Origin of the sequence: Pseudofrankia coriaricola (genome assembly GCF_032027725.1) — a bacterium.
GTDB lineage: Bacteria > Actinomycetota > Actinomycetes > Frankiales > Frankiaceae > Pseudofrankia.
Genome location: NZ_JASNFO010000017.1, coordinates 82,977 through 101,404, shown reverse-complemented (window position 1 = coordinate 101,404; position 18,428 = coordinate 82,977). Strand labels below are relative to the sequence as shown.

2 protein-coding genes are annotated in these 18,428 nt (G+C 76.0%); both read left to right on the top strand.

The window, feature by feature from the left end; translation table 11 throughout:
* The first annotated feature begins 127 nt into the window (after positions 1-127).
* Positions 128-11,422, top strand: a complete 11,295-nt coding sequence (locus QOZ89_RS10310; protein ID WP_312623628.1) for a type I polyketide synthase — start codon at positions 128-130, stop codon at positions 11,420-11,422.
* Between the two features lie 43 nt (positions 11,423-11,465).
* Positions 11,466-18,266 carry a type I polyketide synthase gene (locus QOZ89_RS10305; RefSeq protein WP_312623627.1) on the top strand — a complete coding sequence of 2,267 codons (6,801 nt, stop codon included), beginning with the start codon at positions 11,466-11,468 and terminating at the stop codon, positions 18,264-18,266.
* Positions 18,267-18,428 lie beyond the last annotated feature (162 nt).

Below are 18,428 nucleotides of genomic sequence, written 5' to 3'. Positions count from 1 at the left end.
CCCCGCACCCCGGTGGCCTCCCGCGTCCCGGCGGTCTCCCGTGCCCTCGCTGTACGTCCGTGCCCCTGCCGTGCCCCTGCCGTGCCTCCGTCCGTGCCCGGCCCGAACCTGGAGCGAGTGACGAGCCATGAACGAGGAGAAACTCCGCTTCTACCTGCGGCGCGTCACCGCCGATCTGCACGAGGCCCGGAACCGGGTGCGGGAGCTGGAGCGGGGCGGCGCCGAGCCGATCGCGATCGTCGGGATGGCCGCGCGTTACCCGGGCGACGTGCGGTCGCCGGCCCAGCTGTGGGACCTGGTGGCCGCCGGGCGCGACGGGGTGGGCGGCTTCCCGGCCGACCGCGGATGGAACGTCGACGAGCTGTTCGACCCCGACCCGGACGCCGCCGGCCACAGCTACGTGCGGGCGGGTGGTTTCCTGGCCGGTGCCGCCGACTTCGACCCGGCGTTCTTCGGCATCTCGCCCCGGGAGGCGCTGACGATGGACCCCCAGCAGCGCCTGCTGCTGGAGGCCGCCTGGGAGGCCGTGGAGTCGGCCCGCGTCGACCCGATGGAGCTGCGCGGCACGCCGACCGGCTTCTTCCTCGGCATCATGCACGACGACTACGGCATCCGGCTGCGCCCCGACCCCGGCGAGTTCGAGGGCTATCTCATCAACGGCAGCGCGGGAAGCGTCGCGTGCGGCCGGGTCTCGTACACGCTCGGCCTGGAGGGCCCGGCGGTGACCGTGGACACGGCGTGCTCGTCGTCGCTGGTTGCGCTGCACCTCGCCGCCGGCTCGCTGCGCGCCGGCGAATGCTCGCTGGCGCTGGCCGGCGGGGTGTCGGTGATGTCGACGCCGTACCTGTTCGTCGAGTTCAGCCGGCAGAAGGGGCTCTCGCCGGACGGACACTGCCGCGCGTTCGCGGACTCGGCCGACGGCACCGGGTTCGCCGAGGGCCTCGGCCTGCTGGTGCTGGAGCGGCTGGAGGACGCACGGCGGGCCGGCCACGAGGTGCTGGCCGTCCTCACAGGCTCGGCGGTGAACCAGGACGGGGCGTCGAACGGTCTGACGGCGCCGAACGGCCCGGCGCAGGAGCGGGTGATACGGGCGGCGCTGGCGTCCGCCGGGCTGTCGGGTGCCGACGTCGACGTCGTGGAGGGGCACGGGACCGGCACGACGCTCGGCGACCCGATCGAGGCGGGGGCCCTGCTCGCGGTCTATGGCCAGGACCGCCCGGCGGGCCGGCCGCTGCTGCTGGGCTCGCTCAAGTCGAACATCGGCCACGCCCAGGCGGCGGCCGGGGTCGGCGGTGTGATCAAGATGGTGCAGGCGATGCGCCACGGGATCGTGCCACCGACCCTGCACGTCGACGCGCCGTCCGCGCGGGTGGACTGGGAGTCGGGCGCCGTCGAGCTGGTGACCGAGGCCCGGCCCTGGCCGGAGACCGACCGGCCCCGGCGGGCCGGCGTGTCCTCGTTCGGCGCCAGCGGCACGAATGCGCACGTCATTGTCGAGGCGGCCTCGGCGGCCGAGCAGCCGACCGCCGAGCCCGCCGCGGCCGGCGCGGCCACCGAGGCCGCCGGCGAGGCGGCGGGGCCGGCACACGTCCCGTGGGTCGTGGCGGGCCAGACGCCGGCGGCGCTGCGGGCGCAGGCCGACGCGCTGCGCGCCGCCGTCGAGTCCGCGATGACCGTCGATCCCTGGGACGTCGCGCACTCGCTGGTGCGGACCCGCTCGCCGTTGGCCCGGCGGGCCGTCGTGATCGGGACCGACCTGGCGGGCCTGGTCCGGGGGCTCGCCGCGGTCGCCGAGGACCAGGACGACCCGGACGTGGTCGTGGCCAGGGGCCGGCCGGTCTCCTCCGAGCGGACCGTGTACGTCTTTCCGGGCCAGGGCGCCCAGTGGGCCGGGATGGGCGTCGACCTGTTCGCGCGCTCGGCCGTGTTCCGGGAGCGGATCCTCGCCTGCGAGCGGGCGCTGGCCCCGTTCGTCGACTGGTCGCTGACCGCGGTGCTGCGCGGCGACGCCGGCGCGCCCGCGCTGGAGCGGGTCGACGTCGTCCAGCCGGCGCTGTTCGCGGTGATGGTCGCCCTGGCCGAGCTGTGGCGCTCGGTGGGCGCCCCGCCGGACGCGGTAGTCGGCCACTCGCAGGGTGAGATAGCCGCGGCCTGCGTCGCGGGTGCGCTCAGCCTCGACGACGCGGCGAAGGTCGTCGCGCTGCGGGCGCGCGCCCTCCGCCGCATCGCCGGCGAGGGCGGCATGGTCTCGCTCGCCGTCGACGAGCGCCGGGCCCGCGCGGCGCTGGCCGACGCCGGCGTCGCCGGCCGCGTCGACGTCGCGGCGGTCAACGGGCCGGTGTCCACCGTCGTGTCCGGGGACGCCGACGCGCTGGACGCCCTGGTCGAGTACTGCTCGGGCACCGAGATCTCGGCCAGGCGGGTACCGGTGGACTACGCGTCCCACTCGGCCCACGTCGAGGCGATCGAGGCCGAGCTGCTGGCGTCGCTGCGGGATGTCGTCCCGGCCCGCCCCGAGATCGCCTTCTACTCGACGGTCACCGGCGCGGCGGTCGACGAGCCGGTCCTGGACGCCGGCTACTGGTACCGCAACCTGCGGCAGACCGTGCGACTGGACGAGGCGGTGCGGGCGGCCTACGCGGCCGGCCACCGCAGGTTCGTCGAGATCAGCCCGCACACCGTGCTCACCGGCGCACTCGAGAGCACGATCGAGGACGTCGACGGCGACGCCGCCGAGCGGGCGGTCGTCGTCGGCTCGCTCCGGCGCGGCGAGGACGGCTGGCGACGCTTCCTGCTCTCGATGGCCGCCCTCGACGGCCGCGGCCCGCGGCTCGACTGGGCCGCCGTGCTCGGCGGCCGGGGCGCCCCGGTGGATCTGCCCACCTACGCGTTCAAGCGTGAGCGGTACTGGCTGGAGGCCACGGCCCCGGCCGCCTCCGCGGGCGCGCTCGGACTCGACGCGGGCGAGCACCCGCTGCTCGGGGCCGAGATCAGCGTGGCCGACGGCGAGCTCACGCTGTTCACCGGCCGGCTGGCCGAGGGCAGCCCCGGCTGGCTCGCCGACCATGCCGTCCTCGGCCGCCCGCTGCTGCCGGGCACCGCCTTCGTCGAGCTGGCCCGGCACGCGGGCGCGCGCCTGGGCGCCGAGCGGGTCGAGGAGCTGACCGTGCAGAGCCCGCTCGTGCTGGCTCCGGCCGGCGGCACCGGTGCCGGGGCGGCGGCACCGCCGGCCGTCGGGACGGTGGCCGTGCAGGTCGTCGTCGGCCCGGGCGACGACGCCGGGCGGCGCGCGGTCTCCATCTACTCTCGCCCCGCCACCGGCGACTCCGCCGACGGACCCGCGGGCGACAGCACCGGCGGGGCCGACGGCGACGGCGACCGCGGGTGGATCCGGCACGCCGCCGGCACGCTCGCGGCGGCCGATCCGCCGGCGGCGCGGACCGGAGCGGACGAGGACGCCGACTGGGCCGCCGACGCCTGGCCACCGCCCGGCGCGGACGAGATCGACCTGACCGGCTTTTACGACGCCCTCGGCGAGCTCGGCTACGGCTACGGGCTGGCCTTCCGGGGGCTGCGGCGGGCCTGGCGGTCCGGCGCCGACCGCTTTGCCGAGGTCGAGCTCCCAGTGGCCACGGACCCGGGGCGTTATGGCGTCCACCCGGCGCTGCTCGACGCCGGCCTCCATCCGCTGCTGGCCGACCTCGTCGCCGAGGGGACGCCGGACGCCGAGATCCGGCTGCCGTTCTCCTGGTCCGGCGTCTCGGTGTCGGCTCCGGCCGGCGTGGCGATGCGGGTCCGGCTGCGCCTCGGCGCCGACGGCACCATCGCCCTCGACGCTCGTGACGAGACCGGCCGCTCCCTGGTCCGCGTCGCCGCCCTGGCGACTCGGCCGGTCGACCACCGGGCGTTCGCCGCGGCGGCGAGCTCCGGCGACGCCCTGTACCGGCGTGACTGGACCCCGGTCCCGCCTCCGCCCGAGGCGGCGGGCGGGGGCGGCTGGCTCGTCGTCGGTCCGGCCCCGGCGGGGCTGGCGGACCTGCTCGGCGAGGACCGGTGGGACGCGTGCGACGGGCCGGCCCTCCCGTCCGGCCCGGACGGTGTCGCCCCACCGGACGTCGTGCTGGTGCCGGCCGCCCCACCGGCCGACGGCCCGGCCGGGCCCGTCGACGTCCCGTCCGTAGTCCGTGCCGCGACCGCGGCGATGCTCGCGGTCCTCCAGGCGTGGCTGGCCGATCCGCGGTACGCGCGCAGCCGGCTGGTCGTCCTGACCCAGGACGCCGCCGATGTCGCCGCCGACGATTCCCCGGCCGCGGCCGGGAGGACCGCCGCGCCGGACCGGGGGGCCGCGAGCAGGCTGGCCGCGGCGGCCGTCCTCGGGCTGGCGCGCGCGGCCCAGTCGGAGCACCCGGGCCGGATCCAGCTGGTCGACACCGACGGCCTCGACACGTCACTGCGACGACTGCCCGCGGTCGTCGAGGGGGACCTCCCGGAGGTCGCCCTGCGGGACGGGACGATCCTCACGCCGACCCTCGCCCGGGTGGCGCAGGCCTCCGGCTCCGAGCTGTCCCGCGATCCGCTCGGCGGCACGGTCGTGGTGACCGGGGGGACGGGCGCGCTCGGCCGGCTCGTCGCCGAGCACCTGGCCCGCCGGCACGGCGTCCGGCACCTGCTGCTGCTCAGCCGCCGCGGCCCGGCCGCGGCCGGCACGGACGAGCTGCTGGCCGCGCTCGCCGCCGCCGGGGCCGACGCGCGGATCGCCGCCGTCGACGTCGCCGACCGGCGGGCGCTGGGCGCCGTGCTCGCCACGGTCGCGGCCGACCGGCCCGTCAGCGCGGTCGTGCACGCCGGCGGCGCGCTCGACGACGGCGTCGTCGAGTCGCTGACGCCGGCCCGGCTCGACCGGGTGTTCGCGCCCAAGGTCGACGGCGCTTGGCACCTGCACGACCTGACCGTGATCCCCGCCCCGGCGACCGCGGGCGCGTCGTCCGCCCCGGCGACCCCGGCCCCGACGGCCGCGGCGCTGGCTCCGGGAGCGGTGGCTCCGACGGTCGCGACGCCGGCGCTGGTGCTGTTCTCCTCGGCCGCGGGTCTGCTCGGCGGGGCGGGGCAGGCGAACTACGCGGCGGCGAACTGCTTCCTCGACGCGCTGGCCGGCTACCGGCGGTCCCTGGGCCTGCCGACCGTGTCCATCGCCTGGGGGATGTGGGCGGAGCGCGGTGAGCTGACCGGCGCGCTGGGCACCGCCGACCTCACCCGGATGCGGCGCCGCGGCATCGCGCCGCTGCCGTCGGACGCCGGCCTCGCCCTGTTCGACGCGGCCCTGGCCGAGCTTGGCCGGCCGCGGGGAGCGGCGGCCCCGCTGGCCGCGCGGATCGACCTCGCCGCCGCCCGGGCCCACCCGGAGCAGCTGCCGACGCTGATCCGCGGGCTGCTGCCCCGGCGCCGTGCCGCGGCGGGTACCGGGCGCGCCGCGATGTCACGGCTGGCGACGCTGCCGGCGGCCGAGCGCGGCCCCGCGCTGCTGGCCACCGTCCGCGCGGAGGCGGCGGCCGTGCTCGGGCACGCCGACGCCGCCGCGGTCGGCGCCGACCGCACCTTCAAGGAGCTAGGGCTCGACTCGCTGACGGCGGTCGAGCTGCGCAACCGGGTCGCGGCCGCGGCCGGCCTGAGGCTGCCCGCGACGATGGTGTTCGACTACCCGACGCCGGAGGTCCTCGCCGCCGAGCTGGCCCGCCGGTTCGAGGCCGCCCCGGCGCCGGCGTCGCCGCGCCGGCCGGCGCCCGGGGCCGCGTCGAGCGCCGACGACCCGATCGCGATCGTCGGGATGGCGTGCCGTTTCCCGGGTGGGGTGGCGTCGCCGGCCGACCTGTGGGATCTCGTCTCGGCCGGTGGTGACGGGATCTCGCCGTTCCCGGTCGACCGGGGCTGGGACATCGACGTCCTCTTCAACGCCGATCCGGCGGCGGTCGGCCGCTCCTACGTGCGGGAGGGCGGATTCCTTTCCGGCGTGGCGGATTTCGATGCGGGGTTCTTTGGTATCTCGCCGCGTGAGGCGTTGGCGATGGATCCGCAGCAGCGGTTGTTGTTGGAGACGGCGTGGGAGGCGGTGGAGAGCGTCGGGGTGGACGCGCGGTCGTTGCGGGGTTCTTCGACCGGGGTGTTCGTGGGGGTGATGTACCACGACTATGGCTCGTGGGTGCGGACCGTTCCGCCGGAGCTCGAGGGTTATGTGGGCAACGGCACCGCCGGCAGCATCGCGTCGGGCCGGGTGGCCTATTCGTTCGGGTTCGAGGGCCCGGCGGTGACGGTCGACACGGCGTGTTCGTCGTCGTTGGTGGCGATGCATCTGGCGGCGTCGTCGCTGCGGGCGGGCGAGTGCTCGCTGGCGCTGGCCGGCGGCGTCGCCGTGATGTCGACGCCGGAGGCGTTCGTCGAGTTCTCCCGGCAGGGCGGACTGGCGCCGGACGGCCGGTGCAAGTCGTTCGCCGACGCGGCTGACGGGGCCGCGTGGTCGGAGGGTGTGGGTCTGCTGGTGCTGGAGCGGCTGTCGGATGCGCGGCGTAACGGTCATGAGGTGCTGGCGGTGGTGTCGGGTTCGGCGGTGAACCAGGACGGTGCGTCGAATGGTCTGACGGCGCCGAATGGTCCGTCGCAGGAGCGGGTGATCCGGGCGGCGTTGGCGTCGGCCGGGTTGTCGGGTGCCGATGTGGACGTGGTGGAGGGGCACGGGACGGGGACGACGTTGGGGGATCCGATTGAGGCGGGTGCGTTGCTGGCGACCTATGGTCGGGACCGGCCGGTGGGTGGGCCGTTGTTGTTGGGTTCGGTGAAGTCGAACATCGGTCATTCTCAGGCGGCGGCCGGGGTGGCCGGGGTCATCAAGATGGTGTTGGCGATGCGGCATGGAATCGTGCCGGCGACCTTGCACGTGGACGCGCCGTCCTCACATGTGGAGTGGGAGTCCGGGGCGGTCGAGCTGGTGACCGAGGCCCGGCCCTGGCCCCGGGGCGAGCGGCCGCGCCGGGCGGGCGTGTCGTCGTTCGGGATCAGCGGGACCAACGCGCACGTCATCATCGCCGGCCCGGACCCCACCCCGGCCGGCACCGAGCCGACGCCCGCCTCGCCCGCGCAGGGCCCGGCGCGGCTCACGTCGACCGTGCCGGCGCGGCTCCCGCAGGGCCCGGCGGCGGCCGCGCCGGTGGCGCTCGTGCTTTCCGCGGCGAGCGACGCCGCACTGCGCGGCCAGGCGGCGCGCCTCCGGTCGCATGTCGCCGACCGGGCCGACCTGCCGCTGGCCGGGGTGGCGAACGCGCTGGTCCATACCCGGACCGGCTTCGATCGCCGGGCGGTGGCCGTCGGGGCGTCGCGGGAGGAGCTGCTGGCGGAGCTGGGCCGGCTGGCGGCTCCCGGGGCGACGGGCAGCTCGCCGGCCACGGGTGGGGTGGGTTTCGTGTTCTCGGGTCAGGGTGCGCAGCGGGTGGGGATGGGGGTGCGCCTGGCGGACTGTTTTCCGGTGTTCCGGGAGGCGCTGGCGGAGGTGGCGGCCGGCTTCTCCGGGCTGGTGGACGTGCCGGTCGGGGAGGTACTGGCGGGGACGGCCGGGGACATCGACGTGACGGTGTATACGCAGCCGGTGCTGTTCGCGTTCGAGGTGGCGTTGGCGCGGTTGCTGGCGGACTTCGGGGTGGTGCCGGATGTGGTGGTCGGCCATTCCGTCGGTGAGTTGGCCGCTGCCCATGTCGCAGGGGTTTTCGGACTGGACGACGGGTGTCGTTTGGTGGCGGCCCGCGGTCACCTGATGCAGGCGGCGCGGGCGGGTGGGCTGATGCTCGCCGTCAGCGCGTCCGAGTCGGAGATGGAGCCTGTTTTGGCGGGTCGGGCCGGTGTGGGCCTGGCCGCGGTGAACGGGCCGAGCTCGGTCGTCGTCTCGGGGGACGCGGGCGCGGTGGAGGAGATCGAGGTGCTGTGGCGGTCGGCGGGTCGGCCGGTGCGGCGGCTGCGGGTGAGCCACGCGTTTCATTCGGCGCATATGGACGGGGTGCTGGGCGAGTTCGCGGAGGTCGTTCGGACGGTCGACCTTCGGGAGCCGTCGGTGCCGCTGGTGTCGAACGTGACGGGCGCTCTGGCGGGTGCGGAGATCCTCGAAGCGGATTACTGGGTGCGTCAGGTCCGGTCGGCGGTGCGGTTCGGTGACGGGGTGACGGCCGCGCGGGACGCCGGCGTGCGGCGCTTCGTCGAGATCGGACCGGACGCCGCGCTGACCCCGATGGTCCAGGAGGCCTTCGACGGTTCGGCCGCGGTCGCGGTAGCGGCGTGTCGGCGGGGTCGTGACGAGGGTGTGACGGTGTTGCGGGTGTTGGGGGAGCTGTTCACGGATGGGGTGGAGGTGGATTGGGGGCGTGTTGTCGGGCCGGCGTCGGCGGAGCGGGTGGCGCTGCCGACGTATGCGTTCGATCGGGAGCGGTTCTGGCTCGATGGCGATGTGGCTGGGTCGGGTGTGGCCGGGCCGGGGTTGGCCGAGGCGGAGCACCCGCTGCTGGGGGCCGTGGTGTCGGTGGCGGACGGGGGTGAGGTGCTGCTGGCCGGCCGGATCGGTCTGGGTAGCTATCCGTGGCTTGGCGACCACCGGGTGCACGGTCGGGTGTTGGTGGCGGGGGCGGCGCTGGTCGAGCTGGTGGTGCACGCCGGTGACCAGGTCGGTGCCGGGCATGTGCGGGAGCTGGTCTTGGAGAGTCCGCTGGTGGTGCCGGAGGTTGGGTCGCTGCTGCTCCAGATCCGCGTCGGCCCGGCCGGGGACCTTCCTGGTCAGGACGACGAGGTCGGATCGGGGAACGGTGTCCGGTCGGTGAGCATCCACTCCCGGCCGGCGGGCGGCGATCCGCGCTCGGCCGAGGGCTGGACCCGGCACGCCGTCGGCACGGTCAGCGCCGACGAGGCCCCGGCCGCCGAGCCGCAGACAGGCGCCTGGCCACCGGCCGAAGCGACCCCGCTCGACGTCGACGGACTCTATTCACACCTGGGCGGGCTGGGTCTCGACTACGGCCCCGCGTTCGCCCGGCTCACCCACGCCTGGCGCGCCCCCAACCCCGATGGCACCGCCCACGACCTCTACGCCACCGTCGAGCTGCACCCCGACCGGACCCCCGAGACAGGCGGCGCCACCGGCTTCACCCTGCACCCCACCCTCCTCGACGCCACCCTGCACCCGCTCGCCTTCGGCTTCGACCCGGCCGAGGACGCCGCCGGCGGCCCGGACCGGGTCCGGCTGCCGGTCGCCTGGTCCGGCGTCGCGGTGCTGGCGGCGGGCGCGACGACCCTGCGGGTCCGGCTGCGCGACCTCGGCCCGGACGCGATCGCCGTCGACCTGACGGACGACCGGGGCACCCCGGTCGCCCGGGTGGACCGCCTCGACGTCCGCGCGGCCAGCGCGGCGGAGCTGGCCGGACCGGCGCCGGCGGCGGGCGCCGCCGGCGGTCTGTACCGGGTCAGCTGGGCCCCGTTGGCCGACCCGTTCGGCGCCGATCCGGGCGAGTCGCCGCTGCTGCTCGTCCCGCTCGGGCCGGACGGCCCCGACGCCGGCTGCCGCTGGCCCGGCGAGGCGGCGGTCAGCTGGAACGACCTGGCAGCCGGTGACCAGGCCGTGCCGCCCCTCGTGGTGCTCCCGGTGAGTGGCGCCGGGCCGGATACGGGCGCGACTCCGGCGGCCGTGCGCGCGCTCACCGGCGACGTCCTCGCCGTCCTGCGCCGCTGGGCCGCCGACGACCGGTTCGCCTCGTCCACCCTGGCGCTGCTCACCCGGTCCGCCGTCCAGGCCGGGCCGGCGGACCGGGTTGACGACCTGGCGGGGGCCGCCGTGTGGGGCCTGGTCAGGTCGGCGCAGTCGGAGCACCCAGGCCGCTTCGCGCTGCTCGACAGGGACGGGACGTCTGCGCCGGCCGCCGTGGCCGCCGCGGCGGCGGCCATCGGGTCGGGCGCGGCGCAGACCGCGGTGCGCGACGGCGTCGTCCTCACTCCGACGCTCACCCCGGCGCTCGCGCCGGCCGACGCCGGACTCCGCGCCGCCGGCGCTTTGCCCGACGGCGCCGCCGGCACCTACCTGCTGACCGGGATGGGCGCGCTGGGTGCCCACGTCGCCCGCCATCTTGTCGCCGACCGGGGCGTCCTGCACCTGGTCCTCGCCAGCCGGCGCGGCCCGGCCGCCGCCGGGGCGGCCGAGCTGGTTGACGAGCTGGCGGCGCTCGGTGCCCGGGTGCACGTCGTGGCCTGCGACGTCGCGGACCGCCCGGCGCTCGCCGCTCTCGTGACCGCGCTCCCGGCGGGCTGGCCGCCGCTGACCGGCGTGATCCACACCGCCGGCGTCCTGGCGGACGCGACGCTGGAGAAGCTCACCCCGGCCGACCTCGACACCGCGCTGCGGCCGAAGGTCGACGCGGCCTGGCACCTGCACGAGCTCACCGCCGGGCTCGACCTGTCGGAGTTCGTGCTGTTCTCGTCGGCGGCCGGCGTCCTGGGCGGCCCGGGCCAGGCCAACTACGCGGCGGCGAACGCGTTCCTGGACGCCCTCGCCGCGCGCCGTCGCGCCGCCGGCCAGCCGGCGCTCGCGCTGGCCTGGGGACTGTGGGCCGGCACCGACGGGATGACCGGCCGCCTGGGCCGGGCCGACCGCGCCCGCCTGGCGCGGGCCGGGCTCGCGCCGATCGAGCCGGCGGACGGGATGGCCATGCTCGCCGCGTCGGCGCGGATCGGAGCGCCGGCGCTCGTCGCGCTCCGCCTGGATCCGGCGGCGCTCGCCAACCAGGATGGCGCCGTGCCGCCGCTGCTGCACGGGCTGATCCCGGTGACGGCGCCCGCCCGGCGGATCGTCAGCCAGCGCGCGCCGTCCCCCCCGGGGCCGACCTCGCTGCCGGCCCGGCTGCGGGAGCTGCCCGAGGACGAACGCGGCCGGGTGGTCCTCGACGTCGTCCGCGACCACGTCGCCGGCGTGCTGGGGCACGCCGATCCGCGGACGGTCCCGGTCGACCGCGGGTTCCTCGATCTCGGGCTCGACTCGTTGACCGCGGTCGAGCTCCGTAACCGGCTCAGCGCCGCGACCGGATTGAAGCTGCCGAAGACCGTCACATTCGACCATCCGACCGCGGTGACTCTCGCGGGCTATCTTCGGAACAGTCTCGACGGTGAGCTGGGTCGCGTTCGGGTTTCCTTTCATGCCGAAATCGCTACACTGGAATCGAAGCTCCCCTCCATCATCGCAAATGACGACGCGCGGTCCGACCTCGCCGGCCGGCTGACGGGAATCCTGCGGCAACTGGTGGCCGAGAACGAATCATCGGCTCCGCCCGGCCCCGATCTCTCCGAACGTATCTCGCTCGCCGACGACGACGAGCTCTTCGATGTTCTCGACCGGGAGCTCGGACTCTCCTGACGACCGGCGCCCGTATCGAGGGACGCTAGGAAGCGGATATCAGATGGTGAACGAGGACAAGCTCCGGGACTATCTAAAGCGCGCGACCCGGGACCTGGCCCAGGCTCGCGCCCGCGTTCGCGACCTGGAATACGCGTCCCGCGAACCGGTCGCCATCATCGGGATGGCCTGCCGGTATCCGGGCGGGGTCGGGTCACCCGGCGACCTGTGGGACCTGGTGATGGCCGAGACCGACGCCGTCACGGAATTTCCGACCGACCGCGGCTGGCCGGTCGAGGAGATCTACGACCCGGACCCGGGCGCCAGCGGAAAGACCTACACCCGGGAAGGCGGCTTCCTCCACCACGCGGCCGACTTCGACGCGGAGTTCTTCGGCATCTCGCCGCGTGAGGCGCTGGCGATGGACCCGCAGCAACGGCTGCTGCTGGAGACCGCGTGGGAGGCTTTCGAGAACGCCGACCTGGACCCCCAGTCGCTGCGCGGCAGCGCCACCGGCGTCTTCGCCGGCGTGATGTACCACGACTACGCCGAACGGGTCCGCCGGCCGCCCGAGGAGATCGAGGGCTATCTCGGCGGCGGCAGTGCCGGCAGTGTGGCGTCGGGTCGGGTGTCGTATACGTTTGGTTTCGAGGGTCCGGCGGTGACGGTGGACACGGCGTGTTCGTCGTCGCTGGTGGCGTTGCATCTGGCGGCGGGTTCGCTGCGGGCCGGAGAATGTTCGCTCGCGGTCGCCGGCGGCGTCACGGTGATGTCGACGCCGGGTGCTTTCGTGGAGTTCTCTCGGCAGCGGGGTCTGGCGCCGGATGGGCGATGCAAGCCCTTCGCGGATGCGGCCGACGGCGTGGCGTGGGGCGAGGGCTGCGGGCTGCTGGTGCTGGAGCGACTGTCGGATGCCCGGCGGAACGGCCACGACGTGTTGGCCGTCGTCGCCGGCTCGGCGGTGAACCAGGACGGGGCCAGCAGCCGGCTGTCAGCGCCGAATGGTCCTTCGCAGGAGCGGGTGATCCGGGCGGCGTTGGTGTCGGCCGGGTTGTCGGGTGTCGATGTGGATGTGGTGGAGGGGCACGGGACGGGGACGACGTTGGGGGATCCGATTGAGGCGGGTGCGTTGCTGGCGACCTATGGTCGGGACCGGCCGGTGGGTGGGCCGTTGTTGTTGGGTTCGGTGAAGTCGAACATCGGTCATTCTCAGGCGGCGGCCGGGGTGGCCGGGGTTATCAAGATGGTGTTGGCGATGCGGCACGGGATCGTCCCGCGGTCGTTGCACGTGGACGCGCCGTCGTCGCACGTGGAGTGGGAGTCGGGCGCGGTCGAGCTGGTGACGGCGGCCCGTTCCTGGCCGGAGAACGCGGGGCGGCCTCGGCGGGCGGGCGTGTCGTCGTTCGGGGTCAGCGGCACGAACGCCCACGTCATCGTTTCCGAGCCGCCGCCGGTCGAGCCTGCCGCGGCCGAGCAGCCGCCTACCGACGCCCGCTTGGCGGAGGGGGCGGAGGTGACCAGCGCAGCGGCCGGCGTCCCGGTGCCCTTGGTGCTGTCTGCTCGTTCGGCGGCCGCTCTCGCCGGTCAGGCCGGCAGATGCGCGGAGTTCCTGCGGAATGGCGGCGCGGCGCTCCCGGACCGTGATGTCGCGGCGGCGTTGCTGGCTCGGTCGTCCTTCGACCACCGACTGGTGGCGGTCGGTGTGTCCCGCGACGAGCTGCTGTCGGGTCTGGACACCTTCGCCGCCGGCTCGGTGGTTCCGGGCGTGGCCGGTACGCCGGGTGGCGTGGGTTTCGTGTTCTCGGGCCAGGGTGCGCAGCGGGCGGGGATGGGGGTCCGCCTGGCGGAGTGTTTCCCGGTGTTTCGGGAGGCGCTGGCGGAGGTGGCGGACGGTCTTTCTGGGTGGATGGGAGCGCCTGTCAGCGAGGTGCTGGCCGGGACGGCCGGCGACATCGACGCCACCGCGTATACCCAGCCGGCCTTGTTCGCGTTCGAGGTCGCGTTGGCGCGGTTGTTGGCGGAGTTCGGGGTGGTGCCGGACGTGGTCATGGGCCATTCGGTGGGGGAGCTGGCGGCGGCGCAGGTGGCGGGTGTTTTCGGTCTGGCCGAGGGATGTCGGCTGGTGGCGGCGCGGGGGCGGCTGATGCAGGCGGCCCGGCCGGGTGGGCTGATGCTCGCGGTCGGGGCGTCGGAGGCGGAGATGGCGACGGTGTTGGGGGACCGGACCGGTGTGGACCTGGCGGCGGTGAACGGGCCGTCCTCGGTCGTCGTCTCGGGGGACGCGGACGTCGTCGAGGAGATCGAGAAGGAGTGGCGGTCGGCGGGTCGGCCGGTGCGCCGGCTGCGAGTGAGCCACGCCTTTCACTCGGCGCACATGGACGATGTTCTGGGCGAGTTCGCCGAGGTCGTCCGAGAGATCGACTTGCGGCCGCCGTCGGTGCCGTTGGTGTCGAACGTGACGGGCACGCTGGCGGGCGCGGAGATCCTCGAACCGGACTACTGGGTGCGCCAGGTCCGGTCCGCGGTGCGGTTCGCGGACGGGGTCGACGCCGCGCGAGAGGCCGGCGCGCGGCGCTTCCTGGAGATCGGTCCGGACGCCGCCCTGACCCCGATGGTTCGCGAGGCGCTGGGCGGTTCCGCGGCGGGTCCTGCGGCCAGCGCGGCCACGGCGACGCCCGCGCCCACGGTCGCCGTCGCGGCCTGCCGGCGTGGCCGCGACGAGGCCGTGGCGGTGCTGCGGGCGCTGGGTGATCTGTTCAGCGACGGCGTGGAGGTGGACTGGAGGCGTCTCGCCGGCCCGGCCTCGGCGGAGCGGGTGGCACTGCCGACCTATGCCTTCGCCCGGGAGCGGTTCTGGCTCGATGGCGACGTGGGTGGGTCGGGTGTGGCCGGGTCGAGTCTGGTCGAGGCGGAGCATCCGTTGCTCGATGCGGTCGTTCCGGTGGCGGATGGTGGCGAGGTGTTGCTGACCGGCCGGATCGGTCTGGGCAGCCATCCGTGGCTTGGTGACCATCAGGTGCAGGGCCGGGTGCTGGTGCCCGGGGCGGCTCTGGTCGAGCTGGCCGTGTACGCCGGTGACCAGGTCGGCGCCGGGCACATGCGGGAGCTGGTCCTGGAGAGCCCGCTCGTGGTGCCGGAGGTCGGGTCTGTGCTGGTCCAGATCCGCGTCGGCCCCGCCGGCGACATCTCCGGCCAGGACGACGAGGACGGTTCGGGGAACGACGTCCGGTCGGTGAGCATCCACTCCCGGCCGGCCGGCGGCGATCCGCGCCCGGCCGAGGGCTGGACCCGGCACGCGATCGGCACGGTCGGCGCCGAGGAGCCCCCGGACGTCGAGCCGCTGGCCGGCGCCTGGCCACCGGCCGGCGCGACCCCGCTCGACACCGACGGCCTTTACCCGCACCTGAGCCGCCTGGGCCTGGACTACGGCCCGGCGTTCGCCCGGCTCACCCACGCCTGGCGCCTCCCGAACTCCGCGGACGCGGGAGCAGGCACGGCCGACGACCTGTACGCCACCGTCGAGCTGCACCCCGACCGGGCCCCCGAGACGGGCGGCGCCACCGGCTTCACCCTGCACCCCACCCTCCTCGACGCCACCCTGCACGTCCTCGGCCTGGCCGTCGGCGAGCCTGCCCCGGGCGCTCCGGTCAAGCTGCCGTTCCGCTGGTCGGGCGTCACCCTCCTGGCCGCCGGCGCGACCGCCCTGCGCGCCCGGATCTCCTGGCGGGACGGGAACACCGCGGCCCTGCGCCTGTACGACGCCGCCGGCGTGCCGGTCGCGGTCGTCGACGCGCTCGAGGTCCGGGAGCTGTCCGCGGACGTGCTGGCGCCCGCCGACGACGAGGGCCTGTTCCGCGTCGCCTGGCGAACGTCCGACCAAGACGCCGTCACCGACCAAGACGCCGCTACCGGCCCGGACGTCACCTCCGCCCCGGGCGAGCCCACCACGCTCCGGTCCGGTCTGGCTGTGCCCGCCGGCGCCGTCGTGCTGCGGGACGCGGACGAGCTTCGCGACCTGCCGGCCGGAGACCCTGCGGAGCTGGTCATCCTCGACGCCCGGCCCCGGACCGGCGCGGGCGACGCTTCGGCCCCGCCCGAGCCGTCCGGACCGGCGGACCCGGCCGAAGGACCCGTCGGCCAGGCCGTCGACGTCGCCGCGGCGGCCCGGGCCGAGGGGGTGCTGGCGGCCATCCAGGGCTGGCTGGTCAGGCCGGCCGGGCGCGCCCCGCTGGTGGTCGTCACCTCCGGTGCGGTCGCCGCGGCCGAGCACGACCCGGTCGGAGACCTGGCCGGGGCGGTGGTCTGGGGCCTGGTCGCCTCCGCCCAGTCCGAGAACCCCGGCCGTTTCCTGCTGGTCGACACCGACGACCCGGCAGGCCTGGCCGGGCAGCTGCCCGCGCTGCTGGCCGGGGACGACCCGCGGGTCACGATCCGGGCCGGCGCGCGCCGGGTGCCCCGGCTGGCGCCGGTGCCGGCCGCCGGCGCCGGCCGGCTCGTGCCGCCTCCGGCCGGGCCGTGGCGGCTCGACTCCACCGGCCGCGGGACCCTGGAGAACCTGGTCCTGCGGCCCTGCCCGGAGGTCGCCGAGCCGCTGGCCGCCGGTATGGTCCGGGTCCGGATGCGCGCGGCCGGCCTGAACTTCCGCGACGTGCTGATCGCCCTGGGCATGTACCCGGGAGACGCGCCGATCGGCGGTGAGGGGGCCGGCACCGTCGAGGAGGTCGGTCCGGGCGTCATCGGCATCCACCCCGGGCAGCGGGTGATGGGCATGTTCCCGGCCGGGATCGGCCCGGTCGCCGTCACCGACCGCCGCCTGATCGTCCCGATGCCGGCGGGCTGGTCCTTCGCCCAGGCCGCCGCCGTGCCGACCGTCTACCTGACCGCCTGGTACGGGCTGCGCGACCTGGCCGACCTGCGGGCCGGCGAGCGCCTGCTGGTGCACGCGGCGACCGGCGGGGTCGGGATGGCGGCGGTGGCGCTGGCGCGGCACTGGGGGGTCGACGCCTTCGGCACCGCCAGCCGGCCGAAGTGGCCGACCCTGCGCGCGCTGGGCCTGGCCGACGACCGGATCGCGTCCTCCCGCGACGTCGGCTTCGCCGAGACGTTCCTCGCCGCGACAGGGGGCGAGGGCGTCGACGTCGTCCTCGACTCGCTGGCGCGGGAGTTCGTCGACGCGTCCCTGCGCCTGCTGCCCCGCGGCGGGCGGTTTCTGGAGATGGGCAAGACCGACATCCGCGACCCGGCCACGGTCGCCGCGGCCCACCCCGGCGTCGCGTACCGCGCGTTCGACCTGATGGAGGCGGGCGAGGACCGGATCGCCGAGATGCTGGCCGAGCTGGTGGACCTGTTTGCCCGGGGCGTCCTGCCTCCGCTGCCGGTCACCACCTGGGACGTCCGCCGGGCGGGCGACGCCTTCCGGCACCTCAGCCAGGCCCGGCACGTCGGCAAGGTGGTGCTCACGCTGCCGGAGACCGTCGACGAGCCCGGCACGATCCTGGTGACCGGGGGGACCGGCACGCTCGGCCGCCTCGTCGCACGCCACCTCGTCACCGCACGCGGCGCGCGCCATCTGCTGCTCGCCAGCCGCAGCGGGCCGGCGGCGCCGGGCGCCGGCGAGCTGGTCGCCGAACTGGCGGCGCTCGGCGCCCAGACGACGGTGGTCGCCGTCGACGTCGCCGACCGGGCCGCGCTAGCCGCGGCGCTGGCCGCGATCCCCGCCGAACGGCCGCTGCGGGCCGTCATCCACGTCGCGGGCGTCCTCGACGACGGCCTGGTCACCGCCCTGGGCCCCCAGCGGCTGCGCCCGGTGCTGCGGGCCAAGGTCGACGCGGCGTGGGCGCTGCACCAGGCGACCCGGTCGGCGTCCCTGTCGGCGTTCGTCCTGTTCTCCTCCGCGGCCGGCGTGACCGGCGCGCCGGGTCAGGCGAACTACGCGGCGGCCAACACCTTCCTGGACGCGCTCGCCGCCCACCGCAGGGCGCTCGGCCTGCCCGGCCTGTCGATCGCCTACGGGCTGTGGGCCGAGACCAGCGCGATGACCGCCGGCCTGGGCGCCGCCGACCGGGCCCGCATCGGCCGGACGTCCGCCGGCCTGACTGCCGCCGAGGCGCTGCGCCTGTTCGACGCGGCGCTCGACGCGGACGACCCGCTGCTCGTCGCGGCCGCGCTCGACCGGTCCACGCTCGGGTCGCGCCCGCCGGCGATCCTGCGCGAGCTTGCCGGAGGCCAGGCGCGTTCCCGCCGGCCGGTCGCCCGCCGGTCGCCCACCGGCCCGGGCCGCGCCGGCGCCGCCTTGGCGGCCCGGCTGGCCGCCGCGAACATGGCCGAGCGGCCGGCGATCCTGCTCGACCTGGTCGTGGCCGAGGCCGCCGTCGTCCTCGGCCACGGCGGCGCGGCGGACCTGGCGGCCGACCGGGCGTTCCGGGACCTCGGCTTCGACTCGCTGACCGCCCTGGAGCTGCGCAACCGGATCGAGACGGCGACCGGGCTGAGCCTGCCCGGCAGCCTGGTGTTCGACCATCCGACGCCGGCGGCGCTCGGGCGGCACCTCGACACCGTGCTCGCGCCCGCGCAGGCCGCGCGGCCGACGGTCCTGGCGGAGATCGACCGGCTGGAGGCGGCGCTGCGGGCGGCGGTCACCGACCCGGACGGCCGCGACCGGATCACCGATCGGCTGCGCGGCCTGCTCTGGAAGTGGGACGACCTGGCGCGAGGCTCGGGCTCGGCGCGCGGCGCCGCCGCGGACGGCGCGCACGGCGCGGCGGGGCTCGGCGGCGTGCCGGACGCCCGGACCGACGGCGACCTGCTCACCGCGACCGACGACGAACTGTTCGAGGCCCTCGACACCGAGCTCGGCATCGGCTGAGCCCGGCTGACGGCCGCCGGCCGGCCGTCTCACCGCCGCCCTGCGACCATCGCTGCCCCCCGACCACCCATCCACTGCTCGACCCGAAGTGACCGACGCCGACGCGCGCCGTCCGGGCCTCGTCCCCCGGCGCCGCGGGCGGGTCGCGTACGCGGGTCCAGA